General features: G+C 56.1%; 15 protein-coding genes. 14 read left to right on the top strand and 1 reads right to left on the bottom strand.

What is annotated here, in order from left to right; translation table 11 throughout:
* Window positions 1-21 precede the first annotated feature (21 nt).
* The 4 genes from PAT9B_RS16840 to PAT9B_RS16825 all read left to right on the top strand — a co-directional run bounded on the left by PAT9B_RS16840 (window position 22) and on the right by PAT9B_RS16825 (window position 6,887).
* Window positions 22-1,089: an ABC transporter ATP-binding protein gene (locus tag PAT9B_RS16840; protein WP_013510485.1), complete on the top strand. Its 1,068-nt coding sequence runs from the start codon at window positions 22-24 to the stop codon at window positions 1,087-1,089.
* 6 nt (window positions 1,090-1,095) lie between these two features.
* Window positions 1,096-2,097 (top strand): ABC transporter substrate-binding protein, encoded by a 1,002-nt coding sequence (locus tag PAT9B_RS16835; RefSeq protein WP_190274640.1) that lies wholly within the window; start codon window positions 1,096-1,098, stop codon window positions 2,095-2,097.
* 2 nt (window positions 2,098-2,099) lie between these two features.
* The gene (locus tag PAT9B_RS16830; RefSeq protein WP_013510483.1) at window positions 2,100-3,842 is read left to right on the top strand and encodes an iron ABC transporter permease; all 1,743 of its coding nucleotides are present in this window, start codon (window positions 2,100-2,102) and stop codon (window positions 3,840-3,842) included.
* A gap of 195 nt (window positions 3,843-4,037) precedes the next feature.
* A complete protein-coding gene (locus PAT9B_RS16825; protein ID WP_013510482.1) occupies window positions 4,038-6,887 on the top strand; it encodes an EAL domain-containing protein in 2,850 nt (949 codons plus the stop codon).
* Window positions 6,888-6,919: 32 nt separating this feature from the next.
* On the opposite strand, the gene ftnA is transcribed toward PAT9B_RS16825, so the two are convergent.
* Window positions 6,920-7,426, bottom strand: a complete 507-nt coding sequence (gene ftnA / locus PAT9B_RS16820) for a non-heme ferritin (RefSeq protein ID WP_013510481.1) — start codon at window positions 7,424-7,426, stop codon at window positions 6,920-6,922.
* 502 nt (window positions 7,427-7,928) lie between these two features.
* On the opposite strand from ftnA, the gene PAT9B_RS16815 reads away from it, so the two are divergent.
* The 10 genes from PAT9B_RS16815 to deoA all read left to right on the top strand — a co-directional run bounded on the left by PAT9B_RS16815 (window position 7,929) and on the right by deoA (window position 17,562).
* Entirely contained in the window at window positions 7,929-8,561 is a 633-nt protein-coding gene (locus PAT9B_RS16815) for a nucleoside recognition domain-containing protein (protein WP_369700785.1), read from the top strand.
* Complete coding sequence (locus tag PAT9B_RS16810) at window positions 8,551-9,024, top strand: YjiG family protein (protein ID WP_013510479.1); 474 nt, start codon at window positions 8,551-8,553, stop codon at window positions 9,022-9,024. Before PAT9B_RS16815 ends, PAT9B_RS16810 begins: the two co-directional genes overlap by 11 nt.
* Window positions 9,025-9,034: 10 nt before the next feature.
* Entirely contained in the window at window positions 9,035-10,138 is a 1,104-nt protein-coding gene (locus tag PAT9B_RS16805; RefSeq protein ID WP_013510478.1) for an amidohydrolase, read from the top strand.
* Window positions 10,139-10,439: 301 nt separating this feature from the next.
* Window positions 10,440-12,029 carry a peptide chain release factor 3 gene (prfC, locus tag PAT9B_RS16800; protein WP_013510477.1) on the top strand — a complete coding sequence of 530 codons (1,590 nt, stop codon included), beginning with the start codon at window positions 10,440-10,442 and terminating at the stop codon, window positions 12,027-12,029.
* A 258-nt stretch (window positions 12,030-12,287) separates the two neighbouring features.
* A complete protein-coding gene (gene osmY / locus PAT9B_RS16795; RefSeq protein ID WP_013510476.1) occupies window positions 12,288-12,902 on the top strand; it encodes a molecular chaperone OsmY in 615 nt (204 codons plus the stop codon).
* Between the two features lie 113 nt (window positions 12,903-13,015).
* The gene (locus tag PAT9B_RS29765) at window positions 13,016-13,177 is read left to right on the top strand and encodes a DUF1328 domain-containing protein (RefSeq protein ID WP_013510475.1); all 162 of its coding nucleotides are present in this window, start codon (window positions 13,016-13,018) and stop codon (window positions 13,175-13,177) included.
* Between the two features lie 142 nt (window positions 13,178-13,319).
* Window positions 13,320-14,372, top strand: a complete 1,053-nt coding sequence (locus PAT9B_RS16790) for a patatin family protein (protein WP_013510474.1) — start codon at window positions 13,320-13,322, stop codon at window positions 14,370-14,372.
* Complete coding sequence (locus tag PAT9B_RS16785) at window positions 14,369-15,145, top strand: metal-dependent hydrolase (protein ID WP_013510473.1); 777 nt, start codon at window positions 14,369-14,371, stop codon at window positions 15,143-15,145. The genes PAT9B_RS16790 and PAT9B_RS16785 overlap by 4 nt, the downstream gene beginning before the upstream one ends.
* A gap of 280 nt (window positions 15,146-15,425) precedes the next feature.
* Window positions 15,426-16,205, top strand: a complete 780-nt coding sequence (gene deoC, locus PAT9B_RS16780; RefSeq protein ID WP_013510472.1) for a deoxyribose-phosphate aldolase — start codon at window positions 15,426-15,428, stop codon at window positions 16,203-16,205.
* Between the two features lie 34 nt (window positions 16,206-16,239).
* On the top strand, window positions 16,240-17,562 hold the full coding sequence (deoA, locus tag PAT9B_RS16775; RefSeq protein WP_013510471.1) for a thymidine phosphorylase: 1,323 nt from the start codon (window positions 16,240-16,242) through the stop codon (window positions 17,560-17,562).
* Window positions 17,563-17,633: the final 71 nt, after the last annotated feature.

The raw sequence follows: 17,633 nt of genomic DNA, 5'->3' as shown, positions 1-17,633 counted from the left end.
TGTCAGATAAAGGCCCAATTGATGGCGGCGATTACCCTTCGCGGACTGTGCAAATCTTTCGCGGCACAGCCGGTCCTGCATGACATCTCCCTGCATATCGCGCAGGGAGAATTTATCGCCGTACTTGGCCCTTCCGGCTGCGGCAAAACCACCCTGTTACGTCTGCTGGCGGGCTTTGAAACCGCCGATGCCGGTGAGATCCACGTCGGCGATCGCTGCTTTGCTGCTGCGGGCGTCCATCTGCCGCCCGAGGAGCGCCAACTCGGCGTGGTGTTTCAGAGCTATGCCTTGTGGCCGCATATGACGGTGGCGGAAAACGTTGCCTACAGCCTGAAGGTCAACGGCGTGGCACGTCACCAACGTGAGCAGCGCACCCAGCAGGCGCTGGCGCTGGTTGGGCTGCAAGCCTTTGCCGGGCGTCGTCCGGCCGATCTCTCCGGTGGACAGCGGCAGCGCGTCGCGCTGGCACGTTGTTTGGTGGCTCAGCCCTCGTTGGTGCTGCTGGATGAACCGCTCGCCAATCTGGATGTGCATCTGCGCGCCACCATGGAGGAGGAGTTCCGGCGCTTCCACCGACATAGCCACGCCACGCTGCTGTACATCACCCATGATCAACATGAAGCCATGGCATTGGCCGATCGTATCGTGGTGATGGATGGCGGCCGCGTGATGCAGTTCGCCACTCCGCAAACCCTGTGGCGTGAACCGGCTAACCAGATGGTCGCTACCTTTATTGACGATGGCAAAGTGCTGCCCGTCAGCGATATCGAACCGGTTGGCGAGGGGCGGGCATTCGCCACCTTGTGCGGGTTGCGCGTGTCGTTGCGCTGCGCACCGCAGCAGCAACCCTGTCCACAAGGCAAAGCCAGTTTTCATGCGGTCGATTTCGCGCTGGCGGGACCGCGCGAAGCACAATTTGCCGCGCGCGTGCAGCGCGTGATTTATCGCGGCGGCCACCATCAGCTGAACCTGATGCCTCTGGATGCGCCCGAAAGCAGCCTGACGCTGATGCTGGCGGATGGCCCGCTACCCGTTGTCGCTGCCACCGTCGGTGTGGCAGTCCGCGACGGCTGGATTCTTCCTTCATAACAACTCATGGAAAAGGCTATGCGCACTTCGTTAAATGTTTTGCTGTTATCCAGTGGATTATTGCTCGCAGCGGCCAGCCACGCTGCCGACACACCCTCAGGCAAACTGGTGGTATACACCTCACAGGCTCCCGAAATCGCGCAACAAACCATTGATGCTTTCAAAGCCGCTTACCCTAACGTGGAGGTGGAGTGGACGCGCAATGGCACTACCCAACTGATGAACGTGTTGCGTACTGAGATGATGAGCGGCCAGGCAAAACCCGACGTGCTGCTGATTGCCGATGCCATCAACCTCGGCGCACTGAAAAAAGAGAACCAGTTATATAGCTACCAGGATGCGCCGGTCAGCCATATCAATGCGTCGTTCTACGACAAAGATAAAACCTTCTTTGGCACCAAAATTATTTCCACGGTGATTGCGTATAACACCCAGCATGCGAAACCGATCGACAGCTGGAACGCGTTGGCGGTGGCCGCAAATAAAGGTCAAATCGCGATGCCCAGCCCGCTGTACTCCGGGGCCGCGCTGTACAAGCTGCATACCGATATCAACACGCCCGATATTGGCTGGGATTTCTACAAAAAACTGGCGGCGATTGGCGTGGCTCCGCAGGGCGGCAACGGCCCGGCATTGAAGGCGGTAGCCAGTGGCCTGGATAAATATGGTGTGATCACCGATGCCGATGTGATCCTGGCAAAGAAAAAGGGATCGCCGGTGGACCTGGTCTATCCGAAAGAGGGCGTCTCTTATGTCACGGAGCCGGTGGCGATCATGAAGACGGTGCATAACCTGCCAGCGGCCAAAGCCTTCGTCGATTTTATGCTGTCGGAGCAAGGACAAAAACTGGTGGTCGAGCAGGGCAATCGCCCGGTGGATGATCGCGTGGCGGCCCCGGCAGGCTTTACCCCCATCAGCCAGATCAAGTTGTTGACGCCGGATGTGGCAAAAGCCATCAACGAGGATGCTGAGGTGCGCGACCAGTTCACTCAGCTATTTGGCGGCTGACGATGAGCGTGCTGAGCAACGAATGGCGGAATGCGGCACGCGGCGGTCAACGCTGGCGGCTGCGCAGTGAAGGGGTCGTGCTGGTGCTGATGGTGCTGCTGATTGCGTCACTGTCGGTGGCACCGTTGCTGCGGCTGGTGTGGACCGCGCTGGCACCGCAGGGTGTACCGGATATGGCGCGGCTGCTGCGCTTGCTGGGCAGCGAGCGGGTGCTGGTTGCGACCAGCAACACGCTGCTGATCGCCCTGAGTTCAACCGCCCTGTCTTTGTTGCTCGGCACCTTTGCCGCCTGGCTGGTGGCGCTCACCGATTTACGGGCAAAAACCGCCTGGGTGTTTGCCTTTATCCTGCCATTGATGATCCCACCACAGGTGACGGCGCTGGCCTGGTTGCAAGCGTTAGCGCCTTCCAGTCCGCTGGCGCTGCTGTTTGCCGCGCTGGGGCTGCCGTGGTTCCCCCCCGGCGAGCAACCGTTGTATTCGATGACGGGAATCGTACTGCTGTTGGGCATGCACAATGCGCCGCTGGTGTTTCTAACCGTGCGTGCCGGGCTGCGGCGTTTGCCTGCCGACCTGGTGGAAGCTGCGCAGGTGAGCGGGGCGTCGCGTTGGCGGGTGCTGTTCACCATTATCCTGCCGTTGGCGCGCCCGGCCATTTTTGCCAGCGCAGCGCTGACGTTTGTCGCTGCTGCGGGCAATTTCGGTATCCAGGCGATGCTGGGTATTCCGGCGCGTGTACCGACGCTGATCACCCTGGTGTATCAGCAACTGAACGGTATTGGACCTGGCGCGTTACCCAATACGGCAGTGTATGCGCTGTTGATCGCCCTGATTACGCTGGCGGGTATGGGGCTGAGTGCCTGGCTGGGCGGTCGCCATGATGTTCGTGTCAGCGGGGCACCTCGTCTGTGGCGGCAACCGTTGGGCCGCTCACGTTATGTCGTCGAGGCCTGCGTATGGTTATGGATGGTGTTGACCTTACTTCTGCCGGTCAGCGCATTGCTGATCACCGCGCTGACGCACGGCTACGGCCAGGCGCTGACCTGGCAGACCCTGACGCTGGAAAACTTCCGTGCTGCTTTGTGGGGCTATCCGGCGGTGCGTCAGGCGTTTCTCACCAGCCTTGGCCTCACCAGCCTGGCGGCGATTATCCTCACCGTGATGGCGCTGTTTTTGGCGTATTTCCTCAGTTGGCGGCGCACGCGACTGGTACGGGGGTTATGGTTGGCCAGCGAACTGACCTATGCGTTGCCGGGGATTGTCACCGGCGTGGCGGCGTTGTTGTTTTTTCTGCGTCCCTTGCCGCTGATTGAGGTGTCGCTATATGGCACGGTCTGGATCATCCTTGCCGCCTATCTGGCAAACTTCCTTGCACTGGTGCTGCGTCCGACGTTGGCCGGATTCGCCCAACTGGAACCGGCGCTGGATGAAGCCGCGCGGTTGTGTGGGGCCGGTTTCCTGCGGCGTATGCGCGATATTTTGCTACCGCTGGCCGCCCCTTCGACGCTGGCTGGGACGGTGCTGGTGTTCCTGACGGCGCTGAATGAGATCCAGGTGTCGGTGCTGCTGGTGACGTCACAAACACAGACCATCGGGCCAACCATTGTCTTTCTCGACGAAGGCGGTTCGGCGTCACTGGCGGCGGCGGTCGGATGTCTGATGATTGTGGTGGTTTGCCTGCTGATGGCACTGGCTACCCGCCTGACACGCCGTCTGCCGCACGGTGTTTTACCCTGGCAAGCCTGAGCACCGTCAACACTGCATAATTGATTGAGTATCCCACTGAACAATTTCTCGCCATTGCCGATAACCAAACTACCAACTTTCGCCTGTCGGCTGATAGCGCTTGTCAACGCTGCGTATTTGCTATTAAGTCTGCAGAGCAATTAAGAATTTTCCTGGGTAACCAGGTGACATCAGGCCAGCAATAGGCAACTAACAATGGATAATAATTCTGACGTCATGTACCGGCTGCTTGTACAGAGTGTGCTTGATTACGCCATCTACATGCTCAAGCCAGACGGTACGGTGGCGAGCTGGAATGCCGGTGCACAACGCGCCAAAGGCTATACCGCTGAAGAAATTGTCGGTAAGAATTTCGCGCTGTTTTACAGCGAAGACGATCGTAAAAACGGTGCACCGCTGCGTGGCTTAGCCAATGCCACCGCCACCGGACGCTTTGAGACCGAAGGCTGGCGTTATCGCAAAGACGGTAGCGCCTTCTCGGCGCATGTGATTATTGATGCCATCCGCGATCAATATGGTGAACTGCTCGGCTTTGCCAAAATCACCCGTGACTGTACCCAGCAGCAGGAGCAGCAACGCAGACAGCGTGAGCAGGAAGAACGGTTTCGTTTGCTGGTGGAAGGTGTCACCGATTACGCCATCTACATGCTGGATCTGGACGGCAACGTCGAAAATTGGAATGCCGGGGCACAACGCGCCAAAGGTTATGTCGCGGAAGAGATCGTCGGACAGCACTTCTCGCGTTTTTATAGCGCGCAGGATCGGCTTAACCACATCCCGGAGAAGAACCTCGGTATCGCCTTTAAAACCGGGCGCTTTGAAGATGAAGGTTGGCGCTATCGTAAGGATGGCAGCGCCTTTTGGGCCCATGTCATCATCGATGCCATCCGTGATGATACCGGTAAGTTGATTGGTTACGCCAAAATCACCCGCGACTGTACTGAACAGCAGGCGTTATTACGTGCCCAGCGTGAGCAGGAAAAAACCTTCCGCCTGCTGGTGACCGGAGTGCGGGATTACGCCATTTACATGCTGGATGTGCAGGGGCGAGTGGTGAACTGGAACGCCGGGGCGCAGCGCGCGAAAGGCTATCGCTCCGAAGAGATTGTCGGCCAGCATTTTTCGGTGTTCTACGGCGCACAGGAGCGTCAGTCGAAAGCGCCGGATGCCAATCTCGGTATCGCGTTGAAAACCGGGCGCTTCGAAGATGAGGGCTGGCGCTACCGCAAGGACGGCTCGGCCTTCTGGGCGCATGTGGTGATCGATGCCATCCATAACGAAGAAGGCCGCCTGATTGGCTTTGCGAAAATTACCCGCGATGTGACTGAGCGCCGGGAGCATGAGCAGCAGTTGCTACGTGCACGGGATCTGGCCGAAGCGCAGAGCGCCAAAGCGTCTGAGCTGTCAAAATTCCTCGATACCATCATCACCCATATCCCATCCTGCGTCATTGTCGAAGACGCCATCACGCGTGAAATTCTGATGGTCAATGACAAAGCCGAGCAGCTGTTTGGTATCAATAAGCTGTTGATCATGCATAAACGGCCACACGAATGCATGTCGGCGGAGCTGAGTGATTACTTCAACAGTCTGGCGGATATTGCCCTGCGTAGTGAAGGTATCCATACCCGTGAACAGCTGTTGCTGACCGCAGGCGGCGAACGCATTTTGCATACCCGCGCGACCACCATCGCCGGGAAAGATTTGCGGCAGAATTTTGTGATGCTGATTGTGGAAGACGTGACCGATCAGCGCGAAGCCGATGCCCGCATTCACCACATGGCGCACCACGATAACCTGACCAGCCTGCCGAATCGCATTCTGTTCCGCCAGAAGTTAAGTGAGGCACTGCGCGCGGATACGCAGGGCGGGTATATCACCGCCACGCTGTGTCTCGATCTTGATAACTTCAAAAACGTCAACGATGCGCTGGGCCATCAGATTGGTGATGACCTGTTGCGAACAGTGGCGAAGCGTTTACGTAACGTGTTACGTGACCATGACACCCTGGCGCGTATTGGCGGTGATGAGTTTGCGATTGTGTTGCCCAACATCCGTAACGCCGATGAGGCTGCGGTGGTGGCGCAGCGGCTGATTGAGGCAATTCGTCCTCCGGTCAATCTGGAGGGACATAATCTGTCTGTCGGGCTGAGTGTCGGGATCGCACTGAGTTCGCAGGCGGCCAACACGCCGGAGCACATGCTACGCTGCGCCGATATGGCGCTGTACGAAGCCAAACGCAACGGGCGTAATCGTTATGAGCATTTCACGCTGGAGATGGATGATCTGGCGCGTAGCCGTCGGGTGATCGAGAACGATCTGCGCGATGCGATCAGTGGACGTCAGCTCAAGCTCTACTATCAGCCGATCACCGACGGGAATGAGAAGGGGATCATTGGTTATGAAGCGCTGATGCGCTGGCATCATCCGATCAAAGGACTGATCATGCCGAATGATTTTATCCCGATCGCCGAAGAGACGGGCCTGATCCACCTGCTGGGGGCTTATGCGCTGTATGAAGCCTGTCGTGAAGCGGCAAGCTGGGAAGGGGAACAATCGGTGTCGGTTAACCTGTCGCCGTTGCAGTTCAAAAACAGCTCGTTGATTTCGGTGGTCGAAGGCGCATTGCGCGAGTCCGGGTTGGCACCGCATCGCCTTGAAGTGGAGATCACCGAGTCGGTGCTGCTGGATGATGCCCTCGGTAATATCCGTACCCTGCAAAACCTGAAAGCGCTGGGGGTGCAAATTGCGCTGGACGATTTCGGCACCGGTTATTCTTCACTCAGCTATCTGCGATCCTTCCCGTTCGACAAAATCAAAATCGACAAGTCGTTTATCAACGATATGGGCGACAGTCGTGAAGCGTTGGCGATTATTCGCGCGATCACCGGGATGAGCCGGAGTCTGGATATTCAGATTACCGCAGAAGGAGTGGAGAGCAGCGAGCAGTTTGCGCGCTTACGTGAGGAGGGATGTACCCTGTTCCAGGGCTACCTGTTTGGTCGCCCACAGCCCTCAGAGCTGCGCTTAAAAACGCTGGGATAAAAAAATCGGCCCGCCATGCGGGCCGCTTCATCTTATGCGCCGTGACTTTCGGTGTTCATGCGGCCCAGATCTTTGTCGATCAGGAACAGGCCTTCACCTTTGCTACCCACCAACGCCAGTTTATCCAGTACCGTTTTGAACAGCTTCTCTTCTTCATGCTGCTCGGCTACGTACCATTGCAGGAAGTTGAAGGTGGAATAATCCTGCGTGGTCATTGCTGCATGAGCCAGTTCATTGATTTTGCTGGTGATCAGCTTTTCGTGGTTCAGCGTTTCTTCGAACAGTTCCGCGAGGGAGTTCCAGCTAACCGGCGGCGCGGCAATGCTGCCCAGCAGCGGCAGCGAACCGGCATCGCTCAGGTAGTCGAACAGGCGCTGCATGTGTTCCATCTCTTCGCGTGAGTGCATTTTCAGGAAGGCGGCAGCGCCTTCAAAACCTTTGTCACTGCACCAGGCACTCATTTGCAGGTAGAGGTTGGCAGAGAAGAATTCCAGATTCAGTTGATCATTCAGACGCGCAGTCATTTCAGCAGTTAACATGGCTGATTCCTTTTTAAATTTTTCAGGTGAGTGCGGCGAATTATGCATCAATGTTCACTTTTTTGTGAAGTGATTTTCGTCAAAAAGTTGAATTTATCTTATTGATTATAAATGGAATTATTCAGGTTTTTGAATGCGACGGATTCTCATTTTTGTCTTCTTTCCATTAACGGCGCTTGCACCATGATGGTGCGTAGCGGTTGCCTGATGTGTGTGCACCTGCGTGCAATTGATTTTATTTTCAGCAATCTGGTTACCGGGGGGAAATATTTATCCGGGGAAATAACCTCCCCAAAGATTAATATCTTTGCCCGGAAGGATTGATATTCCGATGATTTAATTGTTACTGAACAAAATTAGCGCTTTCGCAATTAAAGAAAATAACAGCTGGCATAAATCCTGCTTAGAACTTAGTTCCATATATTGCAACTGACTGGTTAAAAAATAACACCAGCAGGAGGGTTTGATATCTGAAGAAAAAATCATTGCCACACCGGAACGGGTGACGGCAGGTATCGGCAGTTATGTCGCGTTGATATTGGCCATTCTGTTTTTCTCCGGCTTATTTTATAAGGTTGAAGGTTTTAGCTGGCTGGGGGCGTTTGATTTCACCACTCTGGGCGGCAGTTTCGGCACCATGAAAGAATCAACCAGTACCTTCCTCGGTTCTGGTGGCCTGAGCGCCAAAGCGGGCTTTTTGTTTGCGCTGTCGCTGGCCCCAACGGTGATGCTGGCGCTGGGCGTGCTGGAAATCTTTACCCATTACGGCGCGATTCGTGCCGCGCACCGGCTGTTGACTCCGCTGTTGAAACCATTGATGGGCTTGCCGGGGCGCTGTGGCCTGGCGTTAATTACCGATCTGCAAAGTACCGATGCCGGAGCGGCATTAACCAAAGAGATGTATGACCAACAGCAGGTCAGCAAAAAAGAGATCGTGGTGATGTCCGCCTGGCAATATTCCGGTGCCGGTTTAATCAATAACTATTTTGCCATCGGTTCAGCGCTGTTTGCGTCGATGACGGTGCCAATCATCATTCCGCTGGTATTAATGTTTGTTCTCAAATTCGTCGGTGCGGCTTTTGTCCGTTTCATGTTAAATAGTGTGTATAAAAAGGACTTTGCTGATGTCAAATAACGCGCCAGCCCGGGTGAATAATAACCCCTTCGATATTTTTATCGTGGGGGCGCGTAAAGGCTTCCATATTGCGATCCATAACCTGATGCCCAATGTGGTGATGGCTTATGTGCTGGCGGAAGTGTTGAATCTGTTGGGCATCATGCAATTCCTCGGGCACCTCTTCGCACCGGTGATGGGGCTGTTTGGCCTGCCGGGTGAAGCCATCACCGTACTGCTGACGGCTTGGTTATCCTCCTCCGCGGCGGTGGGGGTGGCGGTCAGTCTGCTGACCAAAGGCACCCTGAGCGGCGCAGATATCACGATCCTTGCCCCGGCGATTTTCCTGATGGGGTCACAGTTGCAATACATGGGCCGCCTGCTGGGTGTTGCCGATGTACCGAAAAAATATTGGCCGCTGTTGATGCTGACCAGCATCATCAATGCGGTCATCGCCATGCTTGTGATGCGTTTTTTTGTTTAGGAGCTAACCGGTGTCCAACGTCTTAGAACATTATCATTTTCTGCATGAAATCCCGGAACTGGGCTTTCAGGAGTTTAAAACCTCAGCCTATATCGCCGACCAGTTGGAACAGGCAGGGATCAAGGTCACTCGCGGCATTAACCACACTACCGGAATCGTGGCGGAAATTGATAGCGGTGTCCCCGGCCCGGTGCTGGCATTGCGTGCGGATATGGATGCGCTGGGGCATGTGATCGAGGGTGTCGCTTGCGCGCGCCATACCTGCGGCCATGATGGTCACTCCTCGGTGGTGTTGACCGCCGCGCAGGAGCTGTTACAAGAGGGAGCGATCAAAAAAGGTCGTCTTAAACTGCTGTTTCAACCTGCCGAAGAACTGGGAGCGGGTGCGCTGTCGATGATTGAAGGCGGTGCGATGGCGGATGTTGAGATGATCCTTGGTTTCCATGTGCGTCCGCTGGAGGAGTGCCATGTGGGACAGGCGACGCCTGCGGTGATCTATTCCGCCTGTAGCACGCTGGAAGCGACCATCAAAGGTGTGCCGGCGCATGCGGCCCGCCCACATCTTGGCGTCAATGCGCTGGATGCGGCAGTACAAGCGGTGCAGGCGGTGAACAGCATTCACCTGTCGCCAGGGTTGAACTGGAGTGTCAAAGCAACACGTTTTCTCTGTGATGCCGGAGTGACTAACTCGGTGCCGGATGAAGCCCGCGTGGTGTGGGATCTGCGTTCACAGGAAAATGAACCGATGGATATCCTCAAGCAGAAAGTGACGCAGGCAGTCATCAATAGTGTCGCTGCGTTGGGGGCAAGTGCCGAAGTCGTGGTGCTGAAGGAGATGCCAGCGGCAGAGATCCATGAGGAAGCGACCGCCGTGATCCGTGCTGCGATTGTTGATGTGCTGGGCGAAGAGGGGCTGCTGGGTGCGAAAACCACGCCAGGTAGCGAGGATTTCTTCTATTACCCGGTGAAATGCCCAACGGTGAAAGCCGGGTTCTGGGGATTAGGCACCAATCTGGTACCGGGCCTGCATCATCCGGATATGCATTTTGAACTGAGTTCGCTGGAGATTGGGGTGAAAATCTTCAAAGCCGCCGTAACACGGGTGCTGGGTTAGTTTTTCCTTGCCCTCACCCTCACCCTAACCCTCTCCCGCTGGCGGGAGAGGGGACCGATCGAGCATATAGCACACTTCATTCTCTCGCTGGCGGGAGAGGGGACCGATCGAGCATATAGCACGCCTCCTTCTCCTGCTGGCGGGAGAAGGCTGGGATGAGGGGGCAGCGTGCACCCAACATTCCCCACCTCACCGAAATATTGTATGCTATGCCGCCTGAATAACCGCTGGCTCTGCCCCGGTCACCCTGATTTTTTCGCAACGCGCGGCTCGTGCGTTGCCCTTTGAGAAGATTTCACTCATGTCTAATGCTCCCTTTTTACAAGAGGTGGCGCGCCGCCGTACCTTCGCGATCATTTCGCACCCGGACGCCGGTAAAACCACCATCACCGAGAAAGTTCTGCTGTTCGGACAGGCGATCCAAACCGCCGGTACGGTAAAAGGCCGTGGCTCAAACCAGCACGCCAAATCCGACTGGATGGAAATGGAGAAACAACGTGGTATCTCGATCACCACCTCGGTGATGCAGTTCCCTTATCGCGACAGCCTGGTGAACCTGCTGGACACCCCCGGGCACGAGGACTTCTCGGAAGATACCTACCGTACTCTGACGGCGGTGGACTGCTGTCTGATGGTGATCGATGCCGCTAAAGGTGTTGAAGATCGTACCCGTAAGCTGATGGAAGTGACCCGTCTGCGTGACACGCCGATCATCACCTTTATGAACAAACTTGACCGTGATATCCGTGACCCGATGGAGCTGCTGGATGAAGTCGAGAACGAGCTGAAGATCGCCTGTGCGCCGATCACCTGGCCGATCGGCTGCGGCAAACTGTTTAAAGGCGTGTATCACCTCTATAACGATGAAACCTACCTGTACCAGACGGGTCAGGGGCACACCATTCAGGAAGTGCGTATCGTTAAAGGGCTGAACAATCCGGACCTCGATAAAGCGGTGGGTGAAGATCTGGCACAGCAGCTGCGCGACGAGCTGGAGCTGGTGCAGGGTGCCTCCAACGAATTTGATGAAGAGTTGTTCCTGAGCGGCGAAATCACCCCGGTGTTTTTCGGCACCGCACTGGGTAACTTTGGCGTCGATCATATGCTGGATGGCCTGGTTTCCTGGGCTCCGGCACCGATGCCGCGTCAGAGCGACACCCGTACCGTGGAAGCCAAAGAAGAGAAGTTCAGCGGCTTTGTGTTTAAGATTCAGGCCAACATGGACCCGAAACACCGTGACCGCGTCGCCTTTATGCGCGTGGTGTCCGGTAAATATGAAAAGGGCATGAAGCTGCGTCAGGTACGTATCGGCAAGGATGTGGTGATCTCCGATGCGCTGACCTTTATGGCGGGTGACCGTTCGCACGTGGAAGAAGCCTATCCGGGCGATATCATCGGTCTGCACAACCACGGCACCATTCAGATTGGTGACACCTTTACCCAGGGCGAGAACATGAAGTTCACCGGCATCCCGAACTTCGCCCCGGAACTGTTCCGTCGTATTCGCCTGCGCGATCCCCTGAAGCAGAAACAATTGCTGAAAGGGTTGGTGCAGCTGTCGGAAGAGGGCGCCGTGCAGGTATTCCGTCCGGTGCATAACAATGATTTGATCGTCGGCGCAGTGGGTGTGTTGCAGTTTGACGTGGTCGTTGCGCGTCTGAAAAGCGAATACAACGTTGAGGCGATTTACGAATCGGTCAACGTGGCAACTGCGCGTTGGGTTGAATGTGCTGACGTGAAGAAATTCGATGAATTTCAACGCAAAAACGAGATCAACCTTGCGCTTGATGGCGGCGATAACCTCACGTATATCGCGCCGACCATGGTCAATCTCAATATCACTCAGGAGCGTTATCCTGATGTGACTTTCCGTAAAACGCGCGAGCATTAATCGTCGTTTTTCTCAGGGCCTGTGGTTTCCGCTGGCCCTGTTTTTCCCTTCCAGACTCCTCTTAAAAACGCTGCTTTTTTCGCTTTTTGGCGAGATATCAACCACAAAACCCGGCAAAGCCCTCAGTCCCGTCTATGATTATTCTGTCGGACGAGAAAAGAAACTCCTGGTTTCATTACGTCCATTATCGCAGCAACGCCGTTTGTTGCTGGCGCATCCGCAGGTGCGGATGAGTTAACTGATAGAAGGATGATATCGATGATTAAGACTAAGATTGCCAAAACCCTGATTGCTGCTCTGGCCGGTTCGGCCCTGATGAGTGGCGCAGCACTGGCCGACGACTCTCTGACGCAAAAAGCGCAGACAACTGCCGACAGTGCCGGGGCGAAAATCGATAGTTCTATGAAAAAAGTCGGTGGGTACATGGACGACAGCGGCATCACCGCCAAAGCCAAAGCGGCACTGGTGGATGATGAAGCGATAAAAAGCACGGATATCTCAGTGAAAACGCATCAGGGCGTGGTGACGTTAAGCGGTTTTGTCACTTCCCAGGAGCAGGCGGAAACAGCCGTTGCCGTGGTGCAGAAAGTTGAAGGGGTGAAATCCGTCAGTGACAAACTGCATGTTAAAGACAGCAAAACCACATCACTGAAAGGTTATGCCGGGGATGCGGCAACCACCAGTGAAATCAAAGCTAAACTTTTAGCGGATGACATTGTGCCATCGCGTAACGTGAAGGTGGAAACCACGGATGGCGTGGTGCAGTTGTCCGGTACGGTGGCGAATAAGGCGCAATCGGACCGCGCCGAGCAAATCGCCAAAGCCATTGAAGGCGTGAAAAGTGTCAAGAATGACCTGACGGTCAAATCTTAACCCTGGGCGCTGCGGCCGCCTTATCAGCCGCAGCGTAATAACAACATCTATCTGCACAACCCACATTGGGATGAACTAAGCAGTTCGATTTTCACGATGGTAAGGAGAGGCTTATGTTTCGTTGGGGCATTATCTTTTTGGTGATCGCACTGATTGCTGCAGCATTAGGATTTGGCGGTCTGGCAGGTACGGCAGCATGGGCAGCTAAAATTGTCTTTATTGTCGGTATTATTCTGTTCCTCATCAGCCTGTTTACCGGGCGTAAACGACCCTGACGCTGTGTCATAGTTCGCTCACCCGGCAGTAGCCTGAAGCGGAGACCAGTCAGGGCATAATAATGACTGGTTCTCCGGGTTGCGGGCGGTGGCGATTCTGCGCTTTAGCACCCTCAGAGAAAGAACCGCTGAGGGACATATCTTGGGTATACGCATCCCTGTGACGCTGGGAACCATCGAACCCTTAGCGCTCACGCCATTCAAATCCAACAAAATTGCACTGGTGTGCGAAGGCGGCGGCCAACGCGGTATCTTTACCGCCGGTGTGCTGGATGAGTTTCAGCGCGCAGGTTTCAATCCTTTTGACCTGATGCTCGGCACTTCCGCAGGGGCGCAAAACCTCTCGGCATTTGTCTGCGCTCAACCGGGTTATGCGCGGCGGGTGATCACCCGTTACACCACCAGCAAACTGTTCTTTGATCCGGTGCGGTTTGTACGCGGCGGCAACCTGATCGATCTGGACTGGCTGGTGGATATCACCCGTCAGGAACTGCCGCTGGCGATGAGCACCGCAGAGGGGCTGTTTGCCAAAGGCAGTGAGTTTTATATGTGTGCCTGCCGCAGTGATGATTACAGCGCGCATTACTTCAGCCCGACCCGCAATACCTGGCTTGATATCATCAGGGCCTCCAGCGCCATTCCCGGTTTCTATCGCAGCGGTGTGCAGATGGATGGCATCAGCTATCTTGACGGTGGCATCAGCGATGCCATCCCGGTGCGTGAAGCGGCCCGCCGTGGTGCGGATACCATTGTGGTGATCCGCACTGTCCCGTCGCAGATGTCCTACACGCCAAAGTGGATCAAGCGGATGGAACGCTGGCTCAGCGACAGCGCCTTACAGCCGATGATCAACATCCTGCATCAGCACGAAGAGAGCTATCGCGATATTCAGCAATTTATCGAACAGCCGCCGGATGATCTGCGCATCATTGAGATCTTTCCACCTAAACCGCTGGCCAGTAACGCGCTGGGGAGTCGAATCGCCGCGCTGAATCAGGATTATCATCTGGGGCGGCGCTGCGGACGCTATTTTCTCGCCACGCTCGGCCAGTGGCTGAGTGATGCCGAGCCGTTTGTACGGCATACTGTCGTCACGCCACCCGCTGCGGTGGCGAATGCGCCGGATAACCGCGAGGTTAACACCCCAGACGTGGCCGGTAATGATGCTGATTATGATGCAGGCTCGCTGGCATGAGATTTATCGATACCCACTGTCATTTTGACTTCCCGCCCTTTGTCGACGCGGCAGAAGCGAGCATTGCGCAGGCAGCGCAGGCAGGGGTAGAACGGATTATTGTGCCGAGCGTGGATGCCAGCCGCTTTGCGCGGGTCAGCCAGTTGGCACAGCAACATGCTGCGCTATATGCCGCGCTGGGACTACATCCGATTCAGATCGCGGTGCATCAGGATACGCACCTCGATCAACTGGCGGAATGCCTGGACACCCCGGATGCCAAACGTGTGGCGCTGGGGGAGATCGGCCTCGATCTGTATATGGACGATCCCCAGTTCGACAAACAAACCCGGCTGCTGGATGGGCAGCTGAAACTGGCAAAACGCTACGATCTGCCGGTGATCCTGCATTCACGCCGTACCCACGATCAGCTGGCGTTGCATTTGCGCCGTCACGATCTGCCGCGCCGGGGCGTGGTGCACGGCTTTGCCGGCAGCCTGCAACAGGCACAGCGCTTTATCCAACTTGGCTATGCGATTGGCGTCGGCGGCACCATTACCTATGAACGCGCCAGTAAAACCCGCAACACCATCGCAGCGCTGCCGCTGGATTCCTTGTTACTGGAGACAGATGCGCCTGATATGCCGCTGAACGGTTATCAGGGCGAGCCCAACCGTCCGGAGCGGGCGCGTCTGGTCTTTGAGGTGTTGTGCCAGCTGCGCCACGAATCCCCGGATGTCATCGCTGATGCGCTATGGCAAAACAGCCTGCGCGTCTTCCATCTCCCGCACTGAGCCGGGTTGCTCCCTGCGCGCTGCTCTGAATTGACTACATTTACAGGGCGGTAGCGACACAATTCCTGCAATTCATGTGATAATAATCACATCCCGTGCACCTGCGTATGCGGGCGGCATGCCGGGCTTTTTGTGATTTTTATCACTAATTAAATGTATTATCTGCGCAGTTTTCTTTTTTCATGTGATGGATGATCGAATATTTCGTCACTTACGTTGTTAGAATTCTCACACTCTCTGGCGGGCCGATTCCGTCAGGCTGACTTTTTTGGAGAGCACCATGACTGATTTCACCGCAGCCGCGCAGCGCGCACTGCAACTGATGGATTTGACCACGCTGAACGATGACGATACCGATGAGAAAGTCATTGCGCTGTGCCGCCAGGCCAAGTCACCCGCCGGTAACACGGCGGCCATCTGTATCTACCCGCGCTTTATCCCGGTAGCACGCAAAGCGCTGCGCGAGCAGGGCACCCCGGACATTCGTATCGCCACCGTGACCAACTTCCCGCATGGCAACGATGATCTCGACATCGCGCTGGCGGAAACCCGCGCGGCGATCGCTTACGGTGCGGATGAAGTAGACGTGGTGTTCCCGTATCGCGCGCTGCTGGCGGGCAATCGTCAGATCGGTTTTGATCTGGTGAAAGCCTGTAAAGATGCCTGTGCGGCAGCGAATGTGCTGCTGAAGGTGATCATTGAAAGCGGTGAACTGAAAGATGCGGCGTTGATCCGCGCCGCGTCCGAAATCGCCATTGATGCCGGTGCCGACTTTATCAAAACCTCCACCGGTAAGGTGCCGGTCAATGCCACGCCGGAAACCGCCGCCATCATGCTGAGTGTCATCCGTGATAAAGGCGTGCAGCAGCAGGTGGGCTTTAAACCGGCGGGTGGTGTGCGCAGTGCAGCAGACGCCGCCCATTACCTGCAACTGGCTGATGATATCCTCGGCGCGGGTTGGGCCGATGCGCGCCACTTCCGCTTTGGTGCTTCCAGCCTGTTGGCGAGCCTGCTCAATACGCTGGGCCATGCCACCACCGCCAGCAAAGCGGGTTATTAATCGATACATTTTCTGCGTTCCAGGGGAGGCAACCTTGTTCCTGCCACAAGAAATTATTCGCAAAAAACGCGATGGTCGTGAATTGAGTGAAGCGGAGATCCGTTTCTTTATCAATGGCGTGCGTGATAACAGCGTATCTGAGGGACAAATCGCCGCGCTGGCGATGACCATCTGGTTCCACGATATGTCGCTGGCCGAACGCGTGGCGCTGACCATGGCGATGCGTGATTCCGGCACTGTGCTGAACTGGCAGGCGCTGAACCTCAACGGTCCGATTGTAGATAAACACTCGACCGGTGGCGTGGGCGATGTGACGTCGCTGATGCTTGGCCCAATGATTGCTGCCTGCGGAGGTTATGTGCCGATGATCTCCGGCCGTGGCTTGGGTCACACCGGCGGTACACTGGATAAGCTGGAAGCGATCCCTGGTTTTGACATCTTCCCGAGCGACGATCGCTTCCGTGAGATCATCAAAGAAAATGGCGTGGCGATCATCGGCCAGACCAACTCGCTGGCACCGGCTGACAAACGTTTTTACGCCACACGCGATATTACCGCCACGGTCGATTCGATCCCGCTGATCACGGCATCGATCCTGGCGAAAAAGCTGGCGGAAGGGCTGGATGCGCTGGTGATGGATGTCAAAGTGGGCAGCGGCGCCTTTATGCCGACCTTCGAGGCTTCCGAAAATCTGGCGCAGGCCATTGTGGGCGTAGCCAATGGTGCAGGCTGTAAAACCACGGCGCTCCTGACTGACATGAATCAGGTGCTGGCTTCCAGCGCGGGCAACGCACTGGAAGTGCGGGAAGCGGTGCAGTTCCTGACCGGAGAAGCGCGTAATCCACGCCTGCTGGAGGTGACGCTGGCGCTGTGCAGTGAAATGCTGATGTCTGGCAAGCTGGCGGCAAACGATGCCGAGGCCCGCCAGCAGCTGCAACGGGTGCTGGATAACGGCCAGGCGGCAGAGGTATTTGGCCGTATGGTGGCGGCACAACGTGGGCCGACAGACTTTGTCCAGCGTATGGATCACTACCTGCCCGCCGCGATGCTGAGCAAAGCGGTGTATGCCGACCAGCCAGGTATCGTCAGCGCAATGGATACCCGTGCGCTTGGAATGGCTGTGGTGGCACTGGGAGGCGGTCGTCAACGCGCCAGCGACACCATTGATTACAGCGTTGGCTTCAGCGAAATGATCACCCTCGGCGCGCAGGCCGATGCGCAGCGCCCGCTGGCGGTGATCCACGCCACAACCGAAGCGCAGTGGCAGCAGGCTGCCGCTGCGGTCAAAGCGGCCATCACCCTGAGCGACAGCGCACCGCCGGAAACGCCGGTGGTTTATCGTCGCATCAGCGAATAGTTGCCGCCGTTGCGTGCCAGGCCGGGGCCATTCGGGTATACTGATCTGATCGCTTTTTTTTGACTTGTCAT

Source organism: Pantoea sp. At-9b (assembly GCF_000175935.2).
Lineage (GTDB): Bacteria > Pseudomonadota > Gammaproteobacteria > Enterobacterales > Enterobacteriaceae > Pantoea.
The sequence above is the reverse complement of the archived record's forward strand: the minus strand, read 5'-3'. Positions and strand labels throughout refer to the sequence as shown.

Excerpts from the sequence above, each read along its gene's own strand:
- PAT9B_RS16840 (WP_013510485.1), top strand. The coding sequence starts at position 22 with ATGGCGGCGATTACCCTTCGCGGACTGTGCAAATCTTTCGCGGCACAG.
- PAT9B_RS29765 (WP_013510475.1), top strand. The coding sequence starts at position 13,016 with ATGTTTCGTTGGGGCATTATCTTTTTGGTGATCGCACTGATTGCTGCA.
- PAT9B_RS16810 (WP_013510479.1), top strand. The coding sequence starts at position 8,551 with ATGTCAAATAACGCGCCAGCCCGGGTGAATAATAACCCCTTCGATATT.
- PAT9B_RS16835 (WP_190274640.1), top strand. The coding sequence starts at position 1,096 with ATGGAAAAGGCTATGCGCACTTCGTTAAATGTTTTGCTGTTATCCAGT.
- prfC (WP_013510477.1), top strand. The coding sequence starts at position 10,440 with ATGTCTAATGCTCCCTTTTTACAAGAGGTGGCGCGCCGCCGTACCTTC.
- ftnA (WP_013510481.1), bottom strand. The coding sequence starts at position 7,426 with ATGTTAACTGCTGAAATGACTGCGCGTCTGAATGATCAACTGAATCTG.
- deoC (WP_013510472.1), top strand. The coding sequence starts at position 15,426 with ATGACTGATTTCACCGCAGCCGCGCAGCGCGCACTGCAACTGATGGAT.
- PAT9B_RS16830 (WP_013510483.1), top strand. The coding sequence starts at position 2,100 with ATGAGCGTGCTGAGCAACGAATGGCGGAATGCGGCACGCGGCGGTCAA.
- PAT9B_RS16785 (WP_013510473.1), top strand. The coding sequence starts at position 14,369 with ATGAGATTTATCGATACCCACTGTCATTTTGACTTCCCGCCCTTTGTC.
- osmY (WP_013510476.1), top strand. The coding sequence starts at position 12,288 with ATGATTAAGACTAAGATTGCCAAAACCCTGATTGCTGCTCTGGCCGGT.
- PAT9B_RS16825 (WP_013510482.1), top strand. The coding sequence starts at position 4,038 with ATGGATAATAATTCTGACGTCATGTACCGGCTGCTTGTACAGAGTGTG.